Source organism: Leucothrix arctica, from assembly GCF_003172895.1.
In the GTDB taxonomy this organism is placed as follows: Bacteria; Pseudomonadota; Gammaproteobacteria; order Thiotrichales; family Thiotrichaceae; genus Leucothrix; species Leucothrix arctica.
On record NZ_QGKL01000029.1, the window covers coordinates 172,001 to 196,395 of the forward strand.

Below are 24,395 nucleotides of genomic sequence, written 5' to 3' on the forward strand. Positions count from 1 at the left end.
GGGTAACTGTGCTTTGCTATGGGGCAAAAATCAGTTTTAGCGATACTTTAAAGTCATCTACCACTATCATCCTGTGATCAACCTTGATCATCTTGGCAATATTGTTGAGATTAAATATAACGCACATATAGCGGAGATTTTTGATCTACCGGAGTCGGTTATGCATGACTACTACGTGGCATATCGTGACCTTATGCAACGTTTACAGCTCCCTAAGTACCAGATTCAAATCGAGTTAGTTGAAGGTATGATGGCGGTGTTTGATAACCGTCGAATGCTGCATGGACGTCAGTCTTATGAAGCGACGGGTAAGCGCCATTTGCGGGGTTGTTATGTTGACCGTACTGAGTTTAAGAGTCGGCTGCGCGTGCTGGCGAAGCGTTACACGTCGTAATAGTTTGTTGCGCTATGAGTCAGATACTTAACTAACTTTAGTGCGAAGATCGCAATAGAGTATTCTAAATCAGAACCGTTATTTGCTTTTTCAGTACTTATACGACTCTTTAGCTAGCGTTCTTAGTAACAATCGCTTCAGCCAAGGCTTTGTCAGCGGTGTCTTCCAACCACGCTAAGTCTACATGTCTATGTGACTCACAGATAAACCAAGGCTCACGCGAATCAGGTTCCAGCATGATGCCGTACTTGATCAGGTTCATCGCAAACTCTGTGTAAAGCTCACTGTCCGTCGCCTTCCAGTCACGGTAGTTAGTCGGTACAACGTCACCAAAGTGGATACCAAACATAGAGTCTGGTCCTGCGAATTTATGGGTAATGCCATGCTTTGTGAATACACGACTCAACACTTGCTGAATGTCAGCGCCTGCTTTGTTGATGGTGTCAAGTGCATCTGTTTCATTAAGCACGGTTAGCGTCGCTTTTGCTGCACTAAGTGCGACCATATTGGCAGTATACGTTCCGCCATGAGTCACACCTTTCACACCAAAGCTAATCACATCCATCACATCTGCACGTCCACCAAAAGCAGCTACTGGGTAACCATTACCCATCGCTTTTGCATAAGTCGTTAGATCAGCATGAATACCATACAGTGCCTGTGCGCCACCCTTGCCAACACGGAAGCCCGTTTTCACTTCATCCATAATCAACAAAGTACCGTTCGCGTTACACATGTCGCGTAATTTTTGTAGGTACTCTTGTGAAGACGCGATGCTACCGCAGTTACCTAAAATAGGCTCAATCACGATCGCGGCAATGTCATTTCCAACACGCGCGAATACTTCATCTATCGCTTCAAAGCTATTCAAAGGAACAGTCTCTAAATGCTCACGGCTAGCTTCTGGTATACCGACACCAAATGATGCAATTTCAGGGGCTTTACCCGACTTGTTGTCCCAGTTATCAACATCGGACTTCCACATCATTTCGTCATACAAGCCATGGAAACCGCCTTCTACAACCACAATTTTGTTACGGCCAGTAAAACCACGCGCTGTACGCACTGCACCTAGAACGGCCTCAGTACCTGAGTTTGCAAAGCGGAGTTTTTCGATGTTTGGACACATCTCTTTTATCAACTCGACAACTTCAGAGTCAAGGTCTGTGGAAAATCCTGAGATGGTACCGCGAGTCGTAATCGCTTCGACGACTGCTTGGTCAATACGCGTATCACGGTAACCCAAAATGATTGGGCCATAAGCCAAACGGAAGTCTACAAACGTTTGGTCATCTGCATCAGTAATGGTGCAACCTTCGCTGGACTTAACAAATACGGTGTTGTCTTCACCCCAGTAACGATAGCTGTCAGCAACACCCATAGGCATATTAGTATGGGATTGCTTAAGTAGGCGTTCGGTATTTGGCTTAGATGGGTTACTCATGGTGTCGTCTTCTAAAATTAAATATTGCGCGCATGATACAGCACACCTTTGACGTTCGTATGAAATATTACCCTGTTAGCAGTAGGTGTAATACTTTATCCAACGTTGAGGTTAAGGGTTAAGCTGACTCACCTGCCCCGACAAACGCGCCAATGTGATCTGTGAACTCCCCATCGCAATAGGCTTACTGGCTCGTTTCAACACCCAAGCAGATTGATTAACTGTTTCTGCTTTATGGTTATCCAATGGGTAAGGCAATCCGAGCTTTTCAGCAACATCTCGATAAACGTCAAGTTTATACACTGAGTCTAAAACAGCTTGTTGATCCACTGACTTTTTCAACTGGCCACCCTGTGACATCTGCTGTAAAAAGAAAGCACCATGTGAGTGCCAAGGAATCGTCGCTCCGTGACGGTAGAAGCAATTAAAGTCAGGCAAAGTACGCGCTGGTTCATCGAGTGAGAACTGATATTGCCCCATCAGTGGCCCTCTAATCTGCTCAAGCGGCACATTAAGATAGTCTTCACGCGACATCCATTCAGCGGTTTGCGAACGACCATGAGGATGATCTAACCATTGTGCAGCTTCCAGTAAAGCAGCCACGATCGCACGATGCGTTTGTGGATTCTGTGCTGCCCATTTCTGAGTCACACCGAGTACTTTACCAGGGCCATTATTCCAAATTTCGTAACTGGTAATCGCAACACTGCCGATGCCTTGTTGAACTGCGACTTGATTCCACGGCTCACCTGAACTGTAACCGTCAATTTCGCCACTCGCTAATTGTGCAACCATCTGCGGAGGTGGAATCACTTTCAGTTCAACATCATTTACAGGATCAATACCTGCGTCTTCTAACCATGCATTAAGCAGGTAATGATGTTGTGAATACGGAAATACATGCGCAAATACGAGTTTGCGATCAGGCTTAGCGTCAATGAGCTTTTTAAGGGCCGTCGCTTTTAGTGGTGTTGACTCGAAACAGTCAGAACAAATTGTTTTCAACTCATCCATTAACGTATTAGATAAGGTAATGGCCGAACCATTTAACCCCATACTAAAAGCACTTTGCATTGGTATGCCAAGCCCATCAATACCCAGTGTCGCAGCCAGTGGCATAGGTGCAAGCATGTGTGCCGCATCTAAACTACCAAATGCCACACGATCGCGAATATTTGCCCACGAGACTTCACGCTCTAAACTTACTTCTAAGCCGTACTTTTCAAACAAGCCACGCTCTTGCGCTGCTACTAACACGGCACAGTCAGTTAACGGTAAGAAGCCAATTTTGAGTTCGGTTTTTTCGGGTCTGAAAAGTGGTGCCGCATTCATTATGCGTCACCGAGTAATGACATCGCCGCAACAAAATTGCGAGATGCATCACCTATTTTCATGTTTCTATCCATCGCCATTTTGCGGAGCAACTGATAAGCCTCTTCTTCACTCAGGTTGCGGTGCTGCATCAGAATACCTTTTGCTTTATCCACATCCTTACGGTCTTGAAGACGTAGCTTAGTGTCTTCAAGTTCGATCTTTAACTTCTGAAAGGCTTTAAAATTGGCAATCGCCACATCCATAATCGAACTCAGACGACTAGCGGATAAGCCATCAACAATGTAAGCGCTAACGCCCGCATTGATGGCTGCTTCCGTCGTTTCATGATCACTGTGTTGAGCAAAGAAAACAACGGGCTTAGGTGTTTCGCGGTTAACCGTGCGCAAAGACTCAAGCGTGTCACGATCAGGACTCGCCATCTCGATAATAATCACGTCGGGCGCATGCTGTCGCACTTGCCCCATAAGGTCTTTACTACTATCAACGCAGATAACATCGGTCGCATCCATTGCGCTTAACTCATCTTTCAAGCTATTTGATCGTTCTGCGTTGCCGTCAACCAGCATTACTTTAAACATGTACTCAGCCGCCTTCACTAGGTTTACATAATTATATAAGCAACCTTTATGCCAGCCACTGGCGTTGCTTAAATCGGTAATAGAGTGGCCCGAAGTATTGGTACAGTAAGCTTAGACGCGTTCGAACAATAAGTCCCAAACGCCATGCCCAAGTTTTAGGCCACGGTTTTCAAACTTAGTCAGTGGTCGGTAGTCTGGACGTTCAGCGTAACCGCCTTCTGGGGCTTGGTTAGTATAATCAGGCGCCGTGGTCATCACATCTAACATTTGAATCGCGTAATCTTCCCAGTCCGTTGCTAAGTGCAGTACGCCACCTTTTTTCAACTTAGTCGCTAACAGCGCCACAAACTCAGTTTTGATAATGCGACGTTTGTTGTGGCGTGTTTTGTGCCAAGGGTCAGGGAAATAAACTTGAATGCGATCAATCGAGCCATCAGGAATCATCTGGTTGATGACATCGACCGCATCATAATGCATAACACGCACGTTAGTTAACTCGCCCTCACCAACTAGGTGCAATAAGTGGCCAACACCGGGACGATGTACCTCTAGACCAAAGAAGTCTCTTTCGGGTGCTTCTGTTGCCATATGTGCTAGCGATGAGCCATTACCAAAACCAATTTCTAAGGTAATCGGCGCTTCACGACCGTAAGTTTCTTTGAAGTCTAACGACTTGTCTGTGAACTCAATACCATACAGTGGCCATTGTGTTTCTAAGGCTAGCTTTTGACCTGAGGTAAGACGGCCTTGGCGAAGAACAAAGCTTTTGAGTCGGCGGTTTTTTAGCTGATCAGTCATGAATGTGTCGATTTAAAATAACGAAAGAAAGAATAATAAACCGAAACGGAGGTAGAAGGAAATTTGAGGAGAGAAAGACACAAAAAAACCGCAGATAGTGGTTAAACCATCTGCGGTTGTTTAGCGTTGTTTGCCTGAGTGCTTAGTTACTTTTTAACTGATTAAAGAGTGCTAAACCTGCAAACGAGCAATATACCCCTGTTTGACCATGAATATCTGCTAACCCAATATCAGCTGATTGCCATGCCTGCTGTACACCTACAAATGGGTAGTCAGGATTTAAGGCATCAGTAAGGTCTAGGTTAATAACCAAACCTCCTGCAACGTAAGGACTCCAGTGAGTAGCCATCGCGTCACTGTTTATCGAATGATAAACAACTGGATCAGTACTTGCACCACACATAAGTAACGGTGAAGACGGTGCCCATGAATCACGTAAATCCGCATCCTTCAGTAGTGAACGCACCTGAGTTACTGGCTCAGCACCATTCGTTAAATAGTCAGTCACATAGCTAGTTCTGAAGCTATCGGCTATTAGGTGATCTTCACCAAAAGCAGCGGTATTTTGAGCACCTGCTGGCGCTTCACCACTAAATAGCTGATATTCCGGCAAGCCAGACTCATCAAATCCACCCGGACGCGGCAATGCATTATCTGCAAAGCCTGCATACTGTTCTGCATAGACTTCACTTGGCTCATCATAGATATCGTTTGCACGATCTAAAGCAGTTAATAGCATCGGTGCAAACTGTGTCGCACCACCATTAACAAAACCGGCAAACACGGTATCCATAAAATCTAGTGTTGCATAAGGACCAGATACTGGCATTGACCCAGTAACCGTCTCATCTTTAGCTTCTAGGGCTTTATGTGTAGCCATTGCTACATAACCACCTTGAGACAGTCCAGATACAAACAGGTCTGATGACATAGTCGCTTCGAGCAGAGTAGAGTAACTACGTGCATACTCAAGGGCATCGATCATTTCAGTACTTTGCTGTGCTTCGTCAAGGTATGGGTGATAACCCAAATTTGAGTCAGCATAACCTGCGTAGTTTGGTGCTACGACGACATAACCTTGTGATGCATAGGATGCCAATAGCAACACTGCTTCGCTTGATGCAGGATTAGTTGAGTCAATTGCAAACTGAGACAAGTCATAATTTGTGTCAGTATTTGTGCCATGTGCGTATAGAACAACAGGACGTGCGCCAGAACATAGCTCATTATCACCTGTTGGTACTGGTGCCATAACAACACCGCTTGACGTCGCTGCTTCGCCTTTACCGCCAACTGTGTCATAAGTAATGCGACTTACTTTTACGTCACACAAGTCACCTGTACCACCAGAGGCAACAACCGTCGCCTTAACGCCCGCAAATAAAGCGGCACTTGCCGCGCCTTCTGCCGTTAGTCCAGCATAAACATTTGCGCCTGCATAAGCTGTTTGCTTAGGCCAGTCAACCGTACTTGGTTCATCACTACTGCCGTTACAACCTTGAAGCACGAAACCACTGCATAATAATAACGGTAGAACTTTGATTTTATTTAACATATTTCAGCCCCTTACTTAAAACGATAGTTAACTGACAACGCAGCAGAAAAAGCATCTGCTTCAACATCAGCACGGGTGTAATAATCAGTAGACCCTGGAGAGGTATAGTTAATCGTCGTATCGTCTGGGACAACAATTGACAAGCTACCATCAATACTCAGCTTCTTATTCATTTGGTGACTCATACCCGCTGAATACCACATTGAGTCTGCACGAGGTGCACGCGGTGTACGATGTAGAGAACTTGGCGTTGGGGTTGGATCGTATGCCACACCGGCACGCAATTTAGTTTTCTGAGATAACTGATAAGTTAAACCAGCACCGACACGAACCGTATCTTCCCACTCTAGGCTTGTGACTGAATCCTCTGCTGGCGTGTCAGGAAATACGATACGAATTTCAGGAACACTAGACCATTCTGTCCAAGTGACATCACCGTGAAGTGTCAACTTGTTAGAAAGCTGTGAGGCAAATGCTAAAGATAGTGATGCAGGTAGATCTAGATCAGTTGTAGTGTCTTGAGTACTTAAACCAAAGGCATCTAGTGCTGCGCTACTCACTGCATTTTCTAGACCATTGTGATCAAACTCAGCCTCACCATCCATCTCATATTTTACTGTTGAGCGATAGCCAACCGAGATAGTCGTTGCTTTCGTTGGGTGATATGCAAAACCAAGGTTTGCGCCATAAGCGATACCCGACGCTTCAACTGATACATCGGTGTCAGTTGTACTGTTTGAAGTAGATGTTAAGCCAGCATCAGTACACGCTTGTGTTGTAGTCCCCCCCAGTGAGGCAACTTTACGACACGCTAGAAATGCATCAACAGACTTAGATAGCGTCGCGCTACCGTACTGTAGGCTGACACCTGCACCAATATCTAGCTTGCTGTTTAAGCGCCATGATAATGCTGGGTTGATATTGATTGTCGTTAGCTGTGACTCAGTCGCTTCATAACGAGCGAAACTGTCATCTTCATACTCACTTGATACACCGAAAGGTACGTTAATACCCAAACCAAACGCCATATTACCAATATCACGTTTGTAGAATAGACTAGGAGCGACACTTATTCCGCCTGGCTCAGCCATACTCTCACCAATAACAGGTGTTCCACCGCCAGCGCTAGCAATTGTACTTCCCGTATTTTGCACATTTAAGTCAGCACCTATGATCGATAGTCCACCGTTGACTTGAGTGCCTTCAACTGAAGATAGTAATGCAGGGTTGTACCACATGACTGAAGCGTCTTCAGCCATCGCATGTCCTGTTGCCGAGTTTCCACCACCAGACGCACTTTGTACTGTCAAACCAAAGCCTGCTGCTTGTAGAGTTGACGTCGCTAGACTCAGGGAAATACATACAGCCAATGTGCTGTACCGATTAATGCTCATAAGATAATACTCCTCAGATTTATCTATTCTTATTTGTATAGCCGCTATTTGATAAGCCCACACTTGCCACTATCCGCGCAGGGTTACCGATCAGAAAATTACTGATCTTTCACGTTTTACACGGTGCAATATTTCCCGAGTATAACCAATGACAAAAGGCATCAAACTTAATGACAAATAAGTTCTGCACTTTTTTATTGAATAACGCCGCCCATAAATCCGCCGATTTTTTTACTCAGATCAACCGACCGTTCGGGATTACGCAAACCCATCAATACCTTGGTTCGCATATCAGGCAGTGTCATTAGGTCAACTAACAATATGTTAAAGACATTTTGCTCTTGCAACGCCGCAGCTTCCAAGAAGTTTTGTAATAAAGACTCCTCTTGTAAATCTAACCAGCAGCGTCCCGATATAGCGGCCAATAAGTCTATATTTCCCGCCAGTGTTGAATTAAGTAATTTTTTAATTATCACAACACGTGACTGTTTAGCCTCACTACTGGATAAAGCACGTAATAAAGAAGCCAACAATGGCGGCTGTGGTGACTCTTTAGCAGCCTCCTCTTCCAGCCTTGCAACAACAACTGCGCTTAGTTTCCCTGAAAACTTTACATGCTCCAATGCCTGCATAAATGTATCTAACGGCATATCTGGAAGCTTAGGAATCGCTGACGCAAGATTTGCAGCATTACCTTCTTGAGACAAGCGAGCAATAACATCTGCAACACCTTGCAAACCTAAACATTGCCACTGATCAAAGCCTAATTTCCCTGACAAATATTCGCGAGTATGTTCGTAGTGTTGTGATGGTGGCTGCTTAAGCTCAACAGTCGCCAATGCGTGAAACACCGCTAGTCGATCTTCCCGCGGCTTGAATGAAAACGGGCTTTCTTTCATCGTATCTTTATGATCGCCACCTTGTAGATTGGCTTGCATGTTTTCACCAACATTTTCGACCAAATCACGCATAAACGCATCGCGCGACTCTAGCTTTAACGAGCCCATTTCATCAATTGGGAAGCTCAAAAACCAAATAACGGGCTCTTGTTTTTTCTTCTCGTCCCACAGCAATATCGACAGCCACGCCTTTTGCTGAAATGGATAAGGGTATAATTCTTCTTGTGACTCAATCGCTGCAAACTTCTGATTAGAAATACGTTGGATCTTTCGTCCCATATCGAACACGCGGTATTGGAAGCCACTCATTTCCAAAAAACTACTGATTGATTCCAACTGTTCCATCACAAACCTCAAGCACACAAAAATAATTTGCGAATAATCGCACACTCACACCACTCTAACCAGCAACCACGGCTGAAATCTGAGCCAACCTTAGGGTATACTTGTTGTTTTTTGGATTAACGAAGAATTCATCATGCAAGAATACAGTATTGAAGAACTAAACCGTTTAGATGACGAAGCACTGAAAGTGTTGGACTGGAAGAACTTGAAATGTTTGAACGGTCGACTATTGGAGCTTCATGCTGAAGGGCAGCTAGGAAACGACACGTTTGCTAAATTACCTCGTAAACCTATCCTATGTATCGACCAGATCGAGCGCATAGACGAAGACGGTATTGACGCAACATTTACCTTCCCAAGTGACGCCGCTGACTGGGCTTATGACACAAACGAGTCGCTTGAAATGTTATTTCAAGATCAGCTAGATCAGTTAGTTGGTTTCTGGGGTTCACGTAAAGCTGACGGTATTGGTCGCGCACTTTCATCAGGAAACTGCACGCTGCACCAGCCACTTAAGTTTGAAGCGGGTAAGCAAATGACTTTCGCGATGACGCGTAAGAAGTGGGTTGTTAATAAGGCTACCGGTACAGGTACTGCTATTTTTGATGGCGCGATGCTTGATGCTGACGGCGAGATGATTCTTGAGACTAAGAAAGTGATCGTTGGTATTTTGCTACCTGAAGAAATCCACGCACTACGTGCTAAGTACGGCGGCGAGTTAGGTGTTAAAGCAGGTGCTGATGCAAGCACACTGTCTGGTTTAACTATTCCTGTTCATGACGAAGGCACGATGACTGTTGAAGAAACAGAAAACGGCTTTACCGTGAACGCGACTCAAGCGATTAACCCAACGCTTTGGCCATTGGCTTATCACTTTAAAGGTGACCCTGTTGTACCTGGTAACTTCGGTACTCACGGTATGATCACGCTGTTAAAGCAAGTGGCTAGAGAGAAACTAGGTATGTCTAACCCGACATTTAAGTCAATGTTTGCTAAGAAGTTCTCTGGTATGATTTTTGAAGATCCTAAGCAAATTCGCTTTGAGTTAACCGGTGTTACTAAGACGGAAGAAGGTACGGTCGTTGCTGCATTGGCAAGTTTGTACCTTGAAACTAGCGATGGTGAATTAATGATTGAAGCGCCTATCTACACATTCAAAAAGTTGACTGTTGCAGAAGCGTAAATAAAAAACCTATGGGCTAGTGACGCTGTGTTGCTAGCTCATATTGGAAAACCTACTACAGTAAATTATTATGCCTTATTACAAAAATCACGTATTTGTCTGCACCAATCAACGCACCGATGGCCGTGCAAGTTGCCAAGACTGTGGCGCACAAGAGTTACGTGATCACATGAAAAAACGTAGCAAAGAACTGGGCCTGCTAGGCAAAGGCGAAGTGCGTATTAATAGCGCTGGCTGCTTAAACCGCTGCGATGAAGGCCCTGTGATGGTGGTTTACCCACAAGGCACTTGGTATACCTTTATGGATAAAGAAGACATTGATGAAATCGTCGATGAGCATTTGATTAAGGGCAATGAAGTCGAGCGACTCAAGCTAGAGAATGATTAATCTCAAACAACAGTTTCCACACTACCTAAAACTCATTCGTTTTGATGGCCCGATAGGGACTTACCTATTGCTTTGGCCTACCTTGTGGGCGTTATGGTTTGCAGCAAGTGGCATACCTGATGTAAAGATTTTGATTGTGTTTGCCTTAGGCGTTTTTGTTATGCGTTCGGCAGGTTGTGCTATCAATGACTTTGCAGATCGCGACATTGACGGCCGTGTTGAACGCACAAACCAGCGTCCTCTAGCGACAGGTGCCATTAGTGCCAAAGAGGCCTTAGGTGTGTTTGCTTTTTTAGGTTTGGTTGCGCTGGTATTAGCGCTGCAATTGAACTGGCTTGCCATCAAACTATCAGTCGTCGCCCTACTGTTGGCCGCTAGCTACCCTTTCATGAAGCGTGTTCATATGTTGCCGCAAGTACACCTTGGCGTTGCATTTGCATGGGCTATTCCAATGGCACACGCTGCGGTCACCAATGAAATGCCTGACTTAAGTAACTGGTTGGTCTTTTTAGCGACGGTACTTTGGACAACCGCTTATGACACCATGTATGGCATGGCTGATCGCGATGAAGATTTAAAACTCGGTTTGAAGTCTACCGCTATATTATTCGGTGAAAATGACCGCTTGATTGTAGGTATCTTGCAACTTATAACAATATGGTTGCTGGCCTTCGCGGGGTATTTGAATGACTTGGGAGCGTTGTACTTTATTGGACTTGCTGCTGCTTCGACATTCTTTGTTTATCAACAGTATTTAATACGTAAACGCGACCCGTTGCTTTGCACAACTGCATTTAAAAATAATAATTGGTTTGGGATGGTTGTGTTTGGTGGCTTAGCGCTGGACTATTTAGTACAAACTTAACCGTAAAATAACAGGCTGAACTAGTTACAGTTCAGCCTGCAGCAGAAGCATTTAGAAGTTAAATGTTCCCGTTAAGTTAAGTGTATCAATATCATCAGCTGTGTTGTAACCAGCACCTACTGAGAACTGATTTGTGAAGTAGTATGCTGCGCCAAAACCGAAACCTGTTTCTGCATCATCTAGAACATCGATGTAACTAATCTCACCATTAATCTCGAACTTTGGTGTCATCATCGAACGAACACCGACACGTAAGCCATATCCACTTTCATCATCTACAGCTGCAGAATAAAAACCACCAAACCCAGTGGATATCGACAAATCTATTTTTTCATAAGAAACAATACCGTAGATATCTGTATTGCCTGCGACTGCTTTACGCGCACCAACACCCAACGATAAAAAGTTTAAGTCAGCATCAGCCTCATAACCAAAAGCATTGAACGTTTCTAGCGTCAGGCTAGAGTAGCTTCCAGCTAAAAAGAAATTTGAGTTAAGTAACTTAGTACCAGAAAGACCTAAACCATCGATATCATCATTATCGCCAACATCAGCCGATAAGTAAGAAATAGATGCTTGGTTCCAGTTCGGTCCTGCCATAACTTGCGTCGATGCAACTGACAATAAGACAGCAGCACCCAAAAGTACTTTATTCATGTGTATCTCCATGCCCGTATAAAAGTTGTTAGCTAGACCCGTGGGCAACGACCCCAACAAATTCATCCAGACTCTGCCTTATACTTAAACCTCTACAATCGTGTTGTCGATTATAAAGTTATGCAAAGCCTACTTCACTGAAGTAGCGTCGACGCCTTAATAAGTTCAGTTGTCGTTAAAAAACCAACTCCAATTGCTCAGGCATTCCCACTGGTGAAAACTGCACTCCAAGCCCAATCAACCTCACCGGCCGCTTTCCTCTCTGCCAAGCTTGCTCGCACAAATGCCTAAAGCCTTCTTCACTCGGCACTGTTCCGGCCATTTGAATAGTCGTCGTTTCAAAATCATCAAAGCGCAATTTAACGAATAAGGTACGTGGCCGTAAACTCATACGCTTTTGAGTACGAGCTAGTCGCTCCAAAAATTCCTGATACAACACAGGGACTTCATTTAAGCACCCCACCAAGTCAGCAATATCCTTCACATAGGTCTCTTCAACACTTAAAGACTTAGGCGTTCGATGTGTTGTGACTGGATGCTCATCAACCCCTCGCGCCAACTCATATAAACGCGAACCAAACACGCCAAATTGATCACATAAATGCTGTTTTGAGAAACCCTGTAAGTCACCACACGTTTCAATCCCCATATCTAATAAACGCTGTCCTGTGACTTTACCCACACCAAAGATTCGTTTTACAGGCAGCTCCAGTACAAACGCATCAATTTCATCAGGCTTTACTACGCATAAGCCATTGGGCTTATTCCAGTCACTGGCAACTTTAGCCAGAAATTTATTGGATGCTACACCAGCAGACGCGGTGAGTTTTTCAGTGGAGTAAATGCGGTGAAGAATCTCTTGCGCCATTAAGGTCGCACTACCGCCACAGTGCTCACTATTACTAACATCAATAAACGCTTCATCTAAAGAGAGCGGCTCAACAAGCTCGGAGTATTGGTAAAACAAAGCCTGTATGCGTGCTGACACCTCTTTATATAAATTCATTTGCACGGGTAGCAAAATCAATTGAGGGCATAGTTTAAGTGCTCGAGCGGTCGGCATCGCCGAATGCACACCAAATTTTCGTGCCTCATAAGAGCATGTCGCAATCACCCCACGTCGAGAACCTGAACCTCCTACGGCGATAGGCTTGCCTTGAAGTGATGGATTCTCCCTGACTTCAACTGCGGCGTAAAAGCAATCCATATCAATGTGAATAATTTTTCTCAACGATCAAACCTTTTAAGCATCATCAACGACTCATCTTGGTAGCTAATATACACGGTGGTATAGTGAGCAAGGGCTACTATTTCATTAATCTGGTTTATTGCACCTCATGCACTGCATAAGGATGTTAATTTGCACCTTGGACGCCGTAATCCGTATAATATCCCCCACAGTTTATACAAGGATGAGAATGTGACGAACTCCCGCAAACACTCTGAAAACACTACACAAACACAAGCAGCGAATAACACTCGCATTTTGGATGAGTGGCGAAGTCTCAGTTTAAACCTTAAAGGTCAGCCGAAAAACTACCAGCTACACAGTGAGCGTATATTATTTGCGCTACAGTCTGGCTTAAATCAGTTTTTAGCCGGCGCCTTACAAGATCTATTTATCGTACTTGGCTCACAAGGCCGCCCGCTACGTGATCGTATGTTTAGCCTCGTGCTTCCTTTAATAGATCAGCATGATCGCGAATACTTCCACGAATGGTTATCACATAACTCAGATTCAACACTGGGTTGTTATCGCGCATTAGGCTCAGTATTGATTAGTAAAACGTGTCAAGAAGACATGACAAGCACTGACCCATTCGTTGCAAAGACTACTGGTACGCTCATTGAGCAGTCTCGTTATGCTATTGCACAAGGTCGTGTCGAAGACGCTCAGGCACTACTCACTAAGGCTATTCATAGTGCTAAAGGAAAGCCTGACATTACTATCGTAGAAGAGCTATTGAGCCTTTTAGCTGCTACGCGCCAGAAGGATTCACTAGAAACTTTTGCTCGCAACTTAGACCAGCAAAACTTCAAACTATCAAAACACTGGAAACAGGTTCTGGAATCGTCCAAGGAGTGGTAATATCCACGACTAAAAGGGGAAGGACACCCATTCCAATGAAAAAAATTCAAGTACTGGATAATAGACGCATGCCACTAACAACTAATCTCAACCACCCTGTAAAGCACTTTGCGCTTGCCGTCACCTTGTGTGTCGCGGCTAGTTTAACGAGTGCGGCTGTTGCAGATGATAATTTCAAACGCACAGTTAAAGCGAGAGGCACGTTGAGCGCTATCGTTAACAAGAACTATATTGATGCAGGTGTTTCACGTAACCAGATCATGGTAGCGATTTTAGCGGCTAACCCTCGCGCGTTTAAAGGCGGCAATATTAACTTCATGCTGGGTGGCGAAGACTTACGCCTACCGACTGAAGCAGCCATTCAGGACATTTCTGAAAAAGATGCTCGTAGCTTGCTATCAACACATAATAAATTCTTTCGTAGCGGTAAAACAGGTGATTTAGCACCACCGTCATTTACTTCACTAACGAATGCAGCAAATGTTGAAAGTCTTGTAAAAGCGAAACAACAGCAAGACGAAAAGCTAGATAACATGGAAGGTGAGCGTGCAAAGCTAAGAGATTTAGTGGCTCGCCTAGAAGAAGAAAAAGCAAAGCGCGACACTGATTTAAAAGCGCTTGAACAACGTATTCAAGGTTTACAGTCATCATCTGACTCGCTAGGTTCAAGTACTGCTGACCTTAAGATGCAACTTACCAACGGTGAGTTAACGGGTGACGGCGCGGTACTGCTTGAAAGCTTGCAAGATAAAAACGAAAGCCTAAATGCTCAACTGCAAAGTGCTCGTAGCGAAATGGCAGAAAGCACTCGTATGGAAATTTCTCTAGAGCGCCGTATGCTTGACGTTCAAAGCGAAAACACTGTATTGGCAGAAGCGTTGAAAGCTAAAGGTGTATCACCTTCAGACATTAAAGCTCAGCTTGATAATAAGCGAGTACAGGATCAAGCGAACGGTACTGTTCCAGAACCTGCAGTACAAACAAATAGCGGTGCACCACAGTGGTTATGGATTTTGCTGCCAGTGTTCGGACTGATCGCTTTGCTAGCATTTCTTTGGAAGCTATTTGGCGGTAAAAAGAAAAAGACAGCACAACGTGTACAACAGCCTGCGCAAGTAGATGCATTTGCTGATTACAACCGCCCTATCGACCCTGCCGCTGAAATTGAGCAAGAGCCGCCATTAGAAGTTAGTATTAAAATGGATGTTGCACGTGCTTATATTGAAGCCGGTGACTATGAAAATGCTCGCCAGATGCTAAATGAAGTTATGGACGAAGGTAACACTCAGCAGATCTTGGAAGCACAAGAAATTTTGGGTCAACTTCCTGAGTAATAAGCTCAGTTTGCGCACTATCTAAAAGAAAGCCTGACTAAGTGAGCGCAGCCTAATAAAGCGTTACTCATTAGACAGATATAAAAAAACCTGCCACGTTAAATGGCAGGTTTTTTTCGTCTATGAACTATTCAATTACATGTTTGGATAGCTTGGCCCACCACCACCTTCTGGCGTTACCCTCGTAATATTCTGACTTGAATCTTTAATATCACTGGTCTTATAGTAGATGCAGTTTTGTAGGTTGACCTGTAATTCAGGTGTCGTAGACTCATTAAGAACAAGTAAATATAATTTCATGGATAAATTGTGTAAATTAAATGCTCGTTTTACTGGTTTCTTCTGGGTGTTCACGCACGAGCTTTGGCACCAAATATCCCGCTACTTGTGACTTTAATTCCTCAAGCAAAATCTTTGACGCATCATCACCGATATCAAAATGCGCAGCACCTTGCACAGCGTCAAATACATGAAGGTAATACGGCATCACATCACACACCAACAAGCGGCGACTCAATGCTTCCAAGGCTTCTACTGAGTCATTCACACCTTTAAGTAAGACACTTTGGTTAAGCAGTAAAACACCTATCGCAGCCAATTTGCCTAACGCATCTGCCACCTCATCATCTAACTCTTGGGCATGATTAGCATGAATAACCATCACTACTTTTAAGCGTGTTTTCTGCATCCATGATAGACAATGATCATCAATCCGCTGAGGAATCATAATAGGTAGCCGGCTATGCAGTCGCAGCGTATTCACGTGATTAATTGCCGATAAATCCTCACAGCGACGCGCTAAAACCTTATCCGTACAACTTAATGGGTCACCGCCACTAAAAATCACTTCTTGAATACTGTCATCAGCGGATATGTAATCCAGTATTTGCTGCCAATTTTCCGCCCCTATTTGATGCTCTTGGTAAGGGAAATGACGTCGGAAACAGTAACGGCAGTGAATGGCACAACTACCATTTAACACGATCAACACGCGCCCATGGTACTTATGAAGCAAACCGGGAACGGGCGTAAACTTGGCTTCTTCCAGCGGGTCACTCACATAACCTTCGGTGATGAGTAACTCTGCTTTCTGCGGTAGTGCTTGTAGCAACAAAGGATCATTCAGATCACCTGCTTTGATACGAGACAAATAGGGACGGGGAATACGTAGTGGAAATAACTCGCAAGCAGCCTTTAGTTGTTCTTTATCTACCCCACTAATGTTCAGGAGTTCACATAGTTCTTCAGGCTCGCGCAGCATATTGGCCATCTCTTTCTTCCACGCAGTAGCGGATACTTTTGACTGATGACTCATCACCACTATATTTTTCGACATAACAGGTACTTACAATAGGAGGTCTGATCAATTCTGCATGAATCCCTAAGCAAGGTCTAGATATGCTTTGTTGCGTACAAATCCGACAAATGGCACTATGAGTAAATAACTAATAATTAAAAAGGGAATAAATTGTTATGCGATTTTTGCGCTACTTTTTACTTATATGCACCGCACTTATACTCACAATCAATTCATTGCCACTTTACGCAGCAACCTCCGCACTTCCCACATGGGATAAACGCTGGCAATGCGGCAAAGAAATTCCTATCAAGAAAGCGACTATTCAATACCTGAAAGCACGAAAAAAGCTACTGGCTTATCGTCTAAAGGGTAAGGCCTTACCGTTGCTCATATCAGAAGATTACAATGGTACCGGGATGATCGTATTCACTCGGCTTAATAAACGCTGGCGGGCTTATCCGATTACAAAAAGTAGCATTCCTATGGGAGTCTACAGTACCGCATCACACTTTCGCATTAGCCTGTTTGCCATGAGCAATAGGCATCAATTCACTGCGCTTAATATTAAAAACCAACTGCGTAATATTCAATGCCGAAACCTGCCTGTTCCAGCTGGAATTAAACGAAACTCCATGCAATATTTGTCGGTTCAATATTTCAATGTATTACCATCTGGTAACGGACAGCTCATTAGTGCAGCTTACGATGCGAGTAAAGTTGGTAAAACAAAACTGCGCTGGTTTCGATCACATACCAATGACTGGGGCTATCACTGGGATAAGCCCGGCCCGATCCAAGCGCCGAAGAAGAAATACGTGTTAAAAGGCTCTTTTATTAAAGCCCAAGAATTTCCTGCACCATGGTGGTTAATCTCCAGCCTGCTAAAACAGGCACGTTGAGTCTGGTCGGCATAAAAACAGCGTGATAAACTCACTTTCTTATCAATTAGCGATTTTTAAAGGTCTCACATGAATGCTATTTTCAAGTGCTTTAGATGGGCACTTCCCCTGTTATTAGTTATTTCGACACCTGCTCTAGCGCATACGGGAGAAGGTATTACTGGCGGATTTATGTCTGGTTTTCTCCACCCACTTGCTGGTTTAGATCACGTGACTGCAATGGTCGCTGTCGGTATTTTAGGTGCTTTTTTAGGTCGTCCTGCTATTTGGGTTTTACCGGTGGTATTTCCATTAGTAATGGCTTTCGGTGGCGTGATTGGCGTTATGGGCATTCCAATGCCTTATATTGAAACAGGCATTGCTCTGTCTTCAGTAGTTCTTGGACTATTTATCGTGCTTGCACTAAAAATGCCGCTTTGGTTTGCCGCGATCATCGTTGGCGCTTTCGCTATTTTTCACGGCTATGCGCATGGTGCGGAACTACCGACTGCTGCAAACCCATTGGCATATAGCGTAGGTTTTGTTATTTCAACAGGTTTACTACATATTGCTGGTATCGGTATTGGTGAGTTAATTCGCTGGCCTGCTGGCGTTATTATTGCTCGCGCTATTGGCGGTATTATCGCGCTTGCTGGTGTTGGTTTTTTAACAGGCGCCCTATGAAAAAATTAACGGTATTAACCGCCGTTTTTCTTTGTTTATTTAGCCCTTTAGCAGCGCATGCTGCGGGGGCTAATTTCTTTGAAAAGGGTCTAATGCACCCGATGATGGTGCCGACGCAGCTCATTGCAGTATTTGCTTTAGCGCTACTGCTTGGTCAACAAGGCTGGCGACATATTCGCATCGTTATACCTGTGTTTTTGGTGACACTCAGCGCAGCATTAGTAATGACGCGCTATCATTCAGCTAGCTGGAATCCTGAAATGATTCTGCTACCGCTTGCGGCAATCACAGGCTTGGCCTTGACGCTCAAACATGAGTGGTTTGTAGCTATCTCTGTTGTTATTGCGATGGTTGTTGCTGTAGTAATTGGTTTGGACTCAAGCGTTCCAATGATTCCTGGGTTACAGGTACGCAAAATATATGCGCATTTGGCGGGAACGGCTCTCTGTGTTTCTGGTCTACTCGTTATCGTTACCTTAGTTGCTTACGCGCTACGTAACCTTATACAAGGCATTATCCTTCGTATATTGGGTGCATGGTCTGCTGCTGGAGCAGTTTTGGTTTTAGCTCTACTGCTAGCTAACGCTGCTAGAACTTAACACATAGAGAATACTGTCAGATGGTAAAGAAACAATTGAACACACTACTGAGCGCCGCCCTGCTTTGTTTATTATTTGTTACTAGCGCTACGTCTAGTGCTGCGGGGTTCCACTACCAGCTAAACCTAACAGCCCGCTTAGCGACAACACCGGCGGGTGAGTTAAGCGGTGTTGAGATGAGCTGGATATATGATCCTGAGTTATCAGCGACATTGATGGATGGCGAAGACCTATCGGAATCAAACCGTGAAGCGACACTAAAAAAACGCGCCGCTGACATTCTTGATGGCTTATTGGAGATGAAGTACTTCACAACCCTTTATTTGGATGAGAAAGTACTGCCTACCGTTGCCGTTGAACAGTACAACTTACAACTCACCAAAGAGTCACAGTTACAGCTGAATTTGACACTACCTTTAGCTGAAGCTCAACAGCTTAACGGTCATCTCCTAAAAGTTGTCGTGTCTGACCCGACTGCGGTTGGTCTAGCTACCTTTCTAACGGCTGATCGTTTAATACTAGACGAGTCACAAAAGAAAACATGCGCAGATCCAACATTAGAACAGAAGCAATTAGGTGATGTTGATGGCGGTCATACTTTGATGTCTGAAACGATGACGGTCGATTGCCGCTAAACACGTTAGTAAGCATACATTAGGAGGTTGGCTTTCCTTCCCAAGTCGCCTCCTCTAGTTCGTCATTACAATATCCCCAATGTGCTTCCCAGCGCGATGGAAAATCCTTATCTATAAAGCGAATGTGAAATCGCCCCCAATGACTCGTTGTTTCACCGTTTTGAGTGGGTCTTTGAGTTAAGCACTCTTTGATAGAGTCGTTTTGTACCCAATATCCTTCATAGCTTCCACGGTTTGTGTGAATACCCGCTAAACCCACTAGATGAATCAGGCCTACATAGTCCTCAGTACGGTAACTCCAGATAGCCGTCGGCCCTATATCTAACTCATAGACGACTTTGCCCTTAGTACTGTCCCAAATTTCATCCGCATTAATTGTTGTTGAAACTGCCAGCCCTAGTAGCGCTGTAAATATTATACTTATTGATTTCATTGCATCCCCAAACATCGTTACTCGCAATGAACATATTAGCAGCATTCGTCAACATGATGAGCACAAATTAGAGAATAACAATAACCTATTGATCATTATTTATATAATAACATGCAAACAATGTTCATACACAGAAAAACAGCATCAATACGACAATACAGTAAGAATTAAGAAGACTTGTTAAGGGTATGCTCTAGCTCTGTTAGGGAGTCTCTAGCTCTGCTACAGACACTTTCGATATCTACAACTGTCAACTCAAGCTCTTCACGCTGCAGCTTCAGCTCATCTAGACGCTTATCCATAATATCGAGTAAAAAAAGAATTTGCTGCTTCTCTCCTTCGACAGGTTTACTGTCATAGAGATCAAACATCTCTTTTACTTGTGCCAGGCTAAAGCCTATGCGCTTACTTCGAAGTGTTAACCGTAAACGAACACGATCCCGCTCTCGATAAATACGACGGTTTCCATCTCGCTCAGGCGCCAAGAGACCTGACTCTTCATACAATCGTATCGCGCGGGCGGTTACATCAAATTCTTTTGCTAGCTCTGAAATGGAGTAGGATTTAACTGTCATCGATGGCCTTTATCTACCAATTATTATTAGCGACTCAAGAACATAACATAAAAGTTCAGGCAAACTAACCATCACATTTTAATGGGTAAGTTAGACCGCTAGCCTTGTATGTTTTCTTAGGGTCGAAACAGGTTATTTTACCAACACCATCAGCCCAATATTTATGAGGATTTGGTGCATTCCAACCGTCGCCTACAAAATAAGACCAACCCCAACCGACCGGGATGCCATTTGGATTATGTGAGACTTGAAAGTGCAAGTGATGTAATCCACCACCGCAGCTGTTAAATAGGTCATTACCCATTTCAGCAATCTGCTGGCCACGCTTAACCTTGTCACCTGGTTTTACGTTCATGTTTCGCATGTGAGCATAAAGCCCATACAGCGGTTTGCCATTTTCAGCTGTGCCGTGATCAATCAGCATCGTCGGCCCCCAGCAGCTACCAACCTCTGCTAAAACAACCGTACCGTCTGCAGCGGCAATAATAGGTGTACCTGTATCATGATAGATATCAATACCACGATGCCAGCCGCCACGCTTATAACCATTAGCGCCAATACGACTACGGTAGTCTGAGGTAATAATAGAGGCATTAGGCGGGACACTCACTTTTACCGAGTGAGGGTTGCGGTTATGCGCTTTCCAGTGCTGTACTCGACCGTAATGGCCCTCACTTTTAAGTCTGTCTATCGACTTTGTGTGAGGCTGAGGTGCTGCGCAGCTCGTTAATAAAACCGAGCTTGTAAATAACAATATAAAGACTTTCAATACAGACCCTCTCGCACTCTTTGTAGGTAAATTAACAACTTAGTGAGGTGGATTATTTAATACACAAAACTTCATGTCTAGCAATTATCCATTTAAATACTAAATGCGTGCTGTCTGCGCTAACATAGAAGGATAATTCTAACTAATCTGAGCCCTCCTATGACCCCTGATGCATCTGACTTTTGGTTTTTACCCCTCGGTGGAACTGGGGAAATCGGAATGAATATGAATCTCTATGGCCATGATGGTCAGTGGCTAATGGTTGATTGTGGAATAACGTTTGCCAAACAAACTGACGAAGAGAAAGCGCTGGGCATACCTGCATCGGCTCCACCCATTCAAATGGCTGACCCCGAATTTATCGCTGAGCGTCGTGAGTCGTTAGTTGGACTTATCATTACGCATGCTCATGAAGATCATATCGGTGCGGTTGCGCATCTTTGGGATCAATTACGCTGCCCTGTATACACAACTCGCTTTACCGCTGAAATCCTCAGTCGAAAGCTACAAGAAGCAGGCCTTCAAAACAAAGTACCTGTCTACATTGTTGACCCTGCTGTCACGCTCGACATTGGCGTTTTTAATGTTCAATGGATTGGCCTGACACACTCTATTCCTGATGCTTATGCGCTAGTCATCCAAACACCAGTAGCGAAAGTATTCCATACTGCTGATTGGAAACTAGACCCAACTCCCGTACTCGGTGAACCTTATAGCGAAGCGACCTATCGATCAGTTGGAGAGCAAGGCATTGACGCAATGATTTGTGACTCAACAACGGCAAATGTCGTCGGCCACTCTATCTCAGAGGCAGTGTTATTTACTGATCTACAGAAGATCATAGAAAAAGCACCAGGCCGTGTTGTCGTTACCTGTTTTGGTAGCAATCTAGCCCGTATGAAAACCCTCTATGATATTGCGGAAACCTGTGATCGACACATCGCCCTACTCGGACGCTCCATGATCAATATGGCAGAGTCAGCAAAAAAAGCAGGTGTCTGGATCAACCAAAAGAACATCGTCGATACTCATTACCTGTGCTACCTACCTAGACAATCTGTACTGGCAATAGCAACGGGAAGCCAAGGCCAAAGTCGAACTGCCTTACACAGACTGAGCAATGACAATTATTTTGATATGCCACTTGAAGCGGGTGACACCGTGATCTTTAGTTCACGCGCTATTCCTGGTAACGAAGACGAAATCCAAGAGATGATTGATCGCCTTGAAAGCCTTGGTATCACGGTCATTACTGTTGAAAATACGGAGTACCTCATTCACGCATCAGGCCACCCTGCGATTGATGAATTGAAAATGATGTATGACTGGGTTAAGCCTACGATGTCGATCCCGGTTCATGGTGAACCGCATCACATAAAAGCACACGCAGCACTCGCTAAATCACTGGGTGTTCCTCACCAACAAATGGGACAGAATGGCGATATGTACTTTATTGCGCCTTACCGTGGTATTCGTCGTAATGCAGTGAAAACGGGGCGACTAGGCTTAGTAAATAGAAAGTTATCGAAAATTGAAGACTAAAGAATACACACATCATGTTGTGTAGATACGCGATTTCGGCCTTGTCGCTTGGAGTTATAAAGTGCTTGGTCAGCTAAGCTTAAGCTTTGTAGGATGTAATTATCATCACCAGACACTTCAACAACACCGACACTGATAGTGACCGTTATTAAGCCTTGGTCCGTCAACACTTCATTACCACTCACTGTCTTTCTAATGCGCTCACAAGCGGCTGTCGCAACAGCTAAGTCGGCATCAAATAAGATCAGTGCAAACTCTTCCCCACCATACCTGACTAACATGTCTGAGTTCTGTGAAACGCGTAACATCCGCTGACTGATAGAAACCAACACCTCGTCCCCAATCGGATGGCCGTAGGTATCATTAATTTTCTTGAAGTGATCAATATCAATCATCGCCACGCATACCGAGTGCCCTTTGCGATGAGATTCTTTAGTCATCTCATCGCCCAAACTCGCCAAAGCGCGTCGGTTATATAAGCCAGTCAACGAATCTCGAAGCACACTTTCTTGCAATTCACTAACAGGTCTCAGGAAACGTAACGCTAAGAAAAAAGCACCTAGCGTGATTAGTAAGCTAAACGCGATGGCTATAGTAATTTTCCAATACTGTGCCGCTCTAATATCACCAATAAAGTCACTTTCTGGAGCCGTCACAACCACAGTCCACCCGAGCCCTGACTTTCTGTAGGAATGAAAAACGGCATGATATGGCTTATTATCAATGTCAAAGTCTACATCGCGAATAGTCGTCGAAACAAAGTCTTGGCCGCTCGCTCTCAACTCTTCCAACGCCTGTTCAATCACCTGACTCCTTAATTCATCCACTTTAATCAACCTAAAGTCTGAGTCTCCATTTAGCTGAGCGAGAGTCAGAGAGTCAATATCAGTGTGTGCCACCATACGAAAATCAGTATTGGCGATAAATGCTGAGCTATTAGCACTTAACTGATTTTTACTTAGGTAGTAAGACAAATTACTAATTTCAATATCAATACCCAACACACCTATTGGCTCACCGGAGTCAGATGACACGGGGATAGAAACAGTAATGCCGGGAATTTGACTCGTAAAAAACAAATAAGGGTTCGTCCATTGCAACTTCCCTTTTATCAGTGATTCAAACCAAGGCCTGTCGCGCGGGTCATAAGTATCATTAGGCTCGGGGTGTGATGCAAGCATTTCGAAGTCATCACCTCGGCCTATAAAGATACTCGTCTTATTGCCGTTTTTAGTGGTAATAAATTTAGTATAGAAAGGGTTGTCGGGATGGAGTTTATTGGCATGAGCGACCTGTAAGAAGTCGCCATTTACCCACCCAAAATACATGCCAGTAAAGTTATTGTTTTCATTAATCTGTTCGAAGAAGTATCGCTCTAACTCTGTATTCGCTTCACGAGGAATAACCCTCGACTCCATTAACGCGCGAGTCGTATTCGCTAAGCGTTCAGCAGGAACAAGCAAGCTTTCAACGCTTTGAACTGACTCTGTTGCAACCGTCCTCATGAGGCCGCTAACATGCTTCAAATAAGCACTTTCACCCCAATAATGGCTGACTAAGAGGATAATGCCGACGGTTAATACTTGTAAGCCAAGCAGCAGCGCTAAAGTGACCTTTGCGATCGATTGTTTACTGCTATCCATTTATGCGCATACAAATATATTAGGTTAAGTACTCATCTAAAAAGCAGATTTTATCAGCAAACCACAGATAGAATAAAAA

At 44.3% G+C, this 24,395-nt stretch carries 26 protein-coding genes; 11 read left to right on the plus strand and 15 right to left on the minus strand.

Going from position 1 to position 24,395, the window contains the following annotated elements; translation table 11 throughout:
- Positions 1–55: 55 nt before the first annotated feature.
- The gene (locus tag DKT75_RS09895) at positions 56–394 is read left to right on the plus strand and encodes a TauD/TfdA family dioxygenase (protein ID WP_109823262.1); all 339 of its coding nucleotides are present in this window, start codon (positions 56–58) and stop codon (positions 392–394) included.
- Positions 395–503: 109 nt separating this feature from the next.
- Here DKT75_RS09895 and DKT75_RS09900 read toward each other — a convergent pair whose 3' ends face one another.
- The 7 genes from DKT75_RS09900 to DKT75_RS09930 form a co-directional block, all read right to left on the minus strand.
- Positions 504–1,838, minus strand: coding sequence for an aspartate aminotransferase family protein (locus DKT75_RS09900; protein WP_109823263.1), 1,335 nt, complete (start codon positions 1,836–1,838; stop codon positions 504–506).
- Positions 1,839–1,949: 111 nt separating this feature from the next.
- Entirely contained in the window at positions 1,950–3,170 is a 1,221-nt protein-coding gene (locus DKT75_RS09905) for a CmpA/NrtA family ABC transporter substrate-binding protein (RefSeq protein WP_109823264.1), read from the minus strand.
- Positions 3,170–3,751 (minus strand): ANTAR domain-containing response regulator, encoded by a 582-nt coding sequence (locus DKT75_RS09910; protein ID WP_109823265.1) that lies wholly within the window; start codon positions 3,749–3,751, stop codon positions 3,170–3,172. The genes DKT75_RS09905 and DKT75_RS09910 overlap by 1 nt, the downstream gene beginning before the upstream one ends.
- 111 nt (positions 3,752–3,862) lie before the next feature.
- Positions 3,863–4,549, minus strand: coding sequence for a tRNA (guanosine(46)-N7)-methyltransferase TrmB (gene trmB, locus DKT75_RS09915; protein ID WP_109823266.1), 687 nt, complete (start codon positions 4,547–4,549; stop codon positions 3,863–3,865).
- Between the two features lie 142 nt (positions 4,550–4,691).
- On the minus strand, positions 4,692–6,104 hold the full coding sequence (locus DKT75_RS09920) for an alpha/beta hydrolase family protein (protein ID WP_109823267.1): 1,413 nt from the start codon (positions 6,102–6,104) through the stop codon (positions 4,692–4,694).
- Positions 6,105–6,115: 11 nt separating this feature from the next.
- On the minus strand, positions 6,116–7,498 hold the full coding sequence (locus DKT75_RS09925) for an OmpP1/FadL family transporter (RefSeq protein WP_109823268.1): 1,383 nt from the start codon (positions 7,496–7,498) through the stop codon (positions 6,116–6,118).
- A gap of 194 nt (positions 7,499–7,692) precedes the next feature.
- Positions 7,693–8,742, minus strand: coding sequence for a DUF3549 family protein (locus DKT75_RS09930; protein ID WP_109823269.1), 1,050 nt, complete (start codon positions 8,740–8,742; stop codon positions 7,693–7,695).
- 133 nt (positions 8,743–8,875) lie between these two features.
- On the opposite strand from DKT75_RS09930, the gene DKT75_RS09935 reads away from it, so the two are divergent.
- From DKT75_RS09935 to ubiA, 3 genes are all read left to right on the plus strand, one after another.
- The gene (locus DKT75_RS09935; protein ID WP_109823270.1) at positions 8,876–9,925 is read left to right on the plus strand and encodes a hotdog family protein; all 1,050 of its coding nucleotides are present in this window, start codon (positions 8,876–8,878) and stop codon (positions 9,923–9,925) included.
- 70 nt (positions 9,926–9,995) lie between these two features.
- Complete coding sequence (locus DKT75_RS09940; protein WP_109823271.1) at positions 9,996–10,313, plus strand: (2Fe-2S) ferredoxin domain-containing protein; 318 nt, start codon at positions 9,996–9,998, stop codon at positions 10,311–10,313.
- Positions 10,306–11,178 carry a 4-hydroxybenzoate octaprenyltransferase gene (ubiA, locus tag DKT75_RS09945; RefSeq protein ID WP_109823272.1) on the plus strand — a complete coding sequence of 291 codons (873 nt, stop codon included), beginning with the start codon at positions 10,306–10,308 and terminating at the stop codon, positions 11,176–11,178. Before DKT75_RS09940 ends, ubiA begins: the two co-directional genes overlap by 8 nt.
- Positions 11,179–11,229: 51 nt before the next feature.
- Here ubiA and DKT75_RS09950 read toward each other — a convergent pair whose 3' ends face one another.
- Together DKT75_RS09950 and dinB are read right to left on the minus strand one after the other, a co-directional pair.
- Positions 11,230–11,835, minus strand: a complete 606-nt coding sequence (locus DKT75_RS09950; protein WP_158278832.1) for an outer membrane beta-barrel protein — start codon at positions 11,833–11,835, stop codon at positions 11,230–11,232.
- 175 nt (positions 11,836–12,010) lie between these two features.
- A complete protein-coding gene (gene dinB, locus DKT75_RS09955) occupies positions 12,011–13,066 on the minus strand; it encodes a DNA polymerase IV (protein ID WP_109823274.1) in 1,056 nt (351 codons plus the stop codon).
- A 189-nt stretch (positions 13,067–13,255) separates the two neighbouring features.
- Here dinB and DKT75_RS09960 point away from each other — a divergent pair, with 189 nt between their 5' ends.
- Together DKT75_RS09960 and DKT75_RS21815 are read left to right on the plus strand one after the other, a co-directional pair.
- Positions 13,256–13,924, plus strand: coding sequence for a hypothetical protein (locus DKT75_RS09960; RefSeq protein WP_109823275.1), 669 nt, complete (start codon positions 13,256–13,258; stop codon positions 13,922–13,924).
- A gap of 35 nt (positions 13,925–13,959) precedes the next feature.
- Entirely contained in the window at positions 13,960–15,258 is a 1,299-nt protein-coding gene (locus DKT75_RS21815) for a FimV/HubP family polar landmark protein (protein WP_158278833.1), read from the plus strand.
- A 135-nt stretch (positions 15,259–15,393) separates the two neighbouring features.
- Here the strand turns inward: DKT75_RS21815 and DKT75_RS09970 are convergent, their stop codons facing one another.
- Positions 15,394–15,558: a 4Fe-4S dicluster domain-containing protein gene (locus DKT75_RS09970; RefSeq protein WP_211665344.1), complete on the minus strand. Its 165-nt coding sequence runs from the start codon at positions 15,556–15,558 to the stop codon at positions 15,394–15,396.
- A gap of 16 nt (positions 15,559–15,574) precedes the next feature.
- Positions 15,575–16,594 (minus strand): EF-P beta-lysylation protein EpmB, encoded by a 1,020-nt coding sequence (gene epmB, locus DKT75_RS09975; RefSeq protein WP_109823276.1) that lies wholly within the window; start codon positions 16,592–16,594, stop codon positions 15,575–15,577.
- A 137-nt stretch (positions 16,595–16,731) separates the two neighbouring features.
- Here epmB and DKT75_RS09980 point away from each other — a divergent pair, with 137 nt between their 5' ends.
- The 4 genes from DKT75_RS09980 (at position 16,732) to DKT75_RS09995 (ending at position 19,354) form a co-directional block, all read left to right on the plus strand.
- Positions 16,732–17,457 carry a hypothetical protein gene (locus DKT75_RS09980; protein WP_109823277.1) on the plus strand — a complete coding sequence of 242 codons (726 nt, stop codon included), beginning with the start codon at positions 16,732–16,734 and terminating at the stop codon, positions 17,455–17,457.
- Between the two features lie 69 nt (positions 17,458–17,526).
- Positions 17,527–18,120 (plus strand): HupE/UreJ family protein, encoded by a 594-nt coding sequence (locus tag DKT75_RS09985; protein ID WP_109823278.1) that lies wholly within the window; start codon positions 17,527–17,529, stop codon positions 18,118–18,120.
- Complete coding sequence (locus DKT75_RS09990; RefSeq protein WP_109823279.1) at positions 18,117–18,719, plus strand: hypothetical protein; 603 nt, start codon at positions 18,117–18,119, stop codon at positions 18,717–18,719. The genes DKT75_RS09985 and DKT75_RS09990 overlap by 4 nt, the downstream gene beginning before the upstream one ends.
- 20 nt (positions 18,720–18,739) lie before the next feature.
- Positions 18,740–19,354, plus strand: coding sequence for a DUF1007 family protein (locus DKT75_RS09995; RefSeq protein WP_109823280.1), 615 nt, complete (start codon positions 18,740–18,742; stop codon positions 19,352–19,354).
- Positions 19,355–19,373: 19 nt separating this feature from the next.
- Here DKT75_RS09995 and DKT75_RS10000 read toward each other — a convergent pair whose 3' ends face one another.
- The 3 genes from DKT75_RS10000 to DKT75_RS10010 form a co-directional block, all read right to left on the minus strand.
- Entirely contained in the window at positions 19,374–19,787 is a 414-nt protein-coding gene (locus DKT75_RS10000) for a hypothetical protein (protein ID WP_146201351.1), read from the minus strand.
- A 167-nt stretch (positions 19,788–19,954) separates the two neighbouring features.
- A complete protein-coding gene (locus DKT75_RS10005) occupies positions 19,955–20,362 on the minus strand; it encodes a MerR family transcriptional regulator (protein ID WP_109823282.1) in 408 nt (135 codons plus the stop codon).
- A 64-nt stretch (positions 20,363–20,426) separates the two neighbouring features.
- A complete protein-coding gene (locus DKT75_RS10010; RefSeq protein ID WP_109823283.1) occupies positions 20,427–21,131 on the minus strand; it encodes a M23 family metallopeptidase in 705 nt (234 codons plus the stop codon).
- Positions 21,132–21,350: 219 nt separating this feature from the next.
- On the opposite strand from DKT75_RS10010, the gene DKT75_RS10015 reads away from it, so the two are divergent.
- A complete protein-coding gene (locus tag DKT75_RS10015; protein ID WP_245923157.1) occupies positions 21,351–22,673 on the plus strand; it encodes a ribonuclease J in 1,323 nt (440 codons plus the stop codon).
- On the opposite strand, the gene DKT75_RS10020 is transcribed toward DKT75_RS10015, so the two are convergent.
- Complete coding sequence (locus tag DKT75_RS10020; protein WP_109823285.1) at positions 22,670–24,316, minus strand: diguanylate cyclase; 1,647 nt, start codon at positions 24,314–24,316, stop codon at positions 22,670–22,672. The genes DKT75_RS10015 and DKT75_RS10020 overlap by 4 nt on opposite strands.
- Positions 24,317–24,395 lie beyond the last annotated feature (79 nt).

What these genes read in the sequence shown, in the direction of transcription:
- DKT75_RS21815 (WP_158278833.1), top strand. Translation starts at nt 13,960, where the DNA reads ATGAAAAAAATTCAAGTACTGGATAATAGACGCATGCCACTAACAACT.
- DKT75_RS09985 (WP_109823278.1), top strand. Translation starts at nt 17,527, where the DNA reads ATGAATGCTATTTTCAAGTGCTTTAGATGGGCACTTCCCCTGTTATTA.
- DKT75_RS09925 (WP_109823268.1), bottom strand. Translation starts at nt 7,498, where the DNA reads ATGAGCATTAATCGGTACAGCACATTGGCTGTATGTATTTCCCTGAGT.
- DKT75_RS09900 (WP_109823263.1), bottom strand. Translation starts at nt 1,838, where the DNA reads ATGAGTAACCCATCTAAGCCAAATACCGAACGCCTACTTAAGCAATCC.
- DKT75_RS09930 (WP_109823269.1), bottom strand. Translation starts at nt 8,742, where the DNA reads ATGGAACAGTTGGAATCAATCAGTAGTTTTTTGGAAATGAGTGGCTTC.
- DKT75_RS09995 (WP_109823280.1), top strand. Translation starts at nt 18,740, where the DNA reads ATGGTAAAGAAACAATTGAACACACTACTGAGCGCCGCCCTGCTTTGT.
- DKT75_RS09970 (WP_211665344.1), bottom strand. Translation starts at nt 15,558, where the DNA reads ATGAAATTATATTTACTTGTTCTTAATGAGTCTACGACACCTGAATTA.
- ubiA (WP_109823272.1), top strand. Translation starts at nt 10,306, where the DNA reads ATGATTAATCTCAAACAACAGTTTCCACACTACCTAAAACTCATTCGT.
- DKT75_RS09940 (WP_109823271.1), top strand. Translation starts at nt 9,996, where the DNA reads ATGCCTTATTACAAAAATCACGTATTTGTCTGCACCAATCAACGCACC.
- DKT75_RS09980 (WP_109823277.1), top strand. Translation starts at nt 16,732, where the DNA reads ATGCGATTTTTGCGCTACTTTTTACTTATATGCACCGCACTTATACTC.
- DKT75_RS09950 (WP_158278832.1), bottom strand. Translation starts at nt 11,835, where the DNA reads ATGAATAAAGTACTTTTGGGTGCTGCTGTCTTATTGTCAGTTGCATCG.
- DKT75_RS10005 (WP_109823282.1), bottom strand. Translation starts at nt 20,362, where the DNA reads ATGACAGTTAAATCCTACTCCATTTCAGAGCTAGCAAAAGAATTTGAT.
- DKT75_RS10020 (WP_109823285.1), bottom strand. Translation starts at nt 24,316, where the DNA reads ATGGATAGCAGTAAACAATCGATCGCAAAGGTCACTTTAGCGCTGCTG.
- DKT75_RS09905 (WP_109823264.1), bottom strand. Translation starts at nt 3,170, where the DNA reads ATGAATGCGGCACCACTTTTCAGACCCGAAAAAACCGAACTCAAAATT.
- DKT75_RS10000 (WP_146201351.1), bottom strand. Translation starts at nt 19,787, where the DNA reads ATGAAATCAATAAGTATAATATTTACAGCGCTACTAGGGCTGGCAGTT.
- DKT75_RS09935 (WP_109823270.1), top strand. Translation starts at nt 8,876, where the DNA reads ATGCAAGAATACAGTATTGAAGAACTAAACCGTTTAGATGACGAAGCA.
- epmB (WP_109823276.1), bottom strand. Translation starts at nt 16,594, where the DNA reads ATGTCGAAAAATATAGTGGTGATGAGTCATCAGTCAAAAGTATCCGCT.
- DKT75_RS10015 (WP_245923157.1), top strand. Translation starts at nt 21,351, where the DNA reads ATGAATATGAATCTCTATGGCCATGATGGTCAGTGGCTAATGGTTGAT.
- DKT75_RS09920 (WP_109823267.1), bottom strand. Translation starts at nt 6,104, where the DNA reads ATGTTAAATAAAATCAAAGTTCTACCGTTATTATTATGCAGTGGTTTC.
- trmB (WP_109823266.1), bottom strand. Translation starts at nt 4,549, where the DNA reads ATGACTGATCAGCTAAAAAACCGCCGACTCAAAAGCTTTGTTCTTCGC.
- DKT75_RS09990 (WP_109823279.1), top strand. Translation starts at nt 18,117, where the DNA reads ATGAAAAAATTAACGGTATTAACCGCCGTTTTTCTTTGTTTATTTAGC.
- DKT75_RS09910 (WP_109823265.1), bottom strand. Translation starts at nt 3,751, where the DNA reads ATGTTTAAAGTAATGCTGGTTGACGGCAACGCAGAACGATCAAATAGC.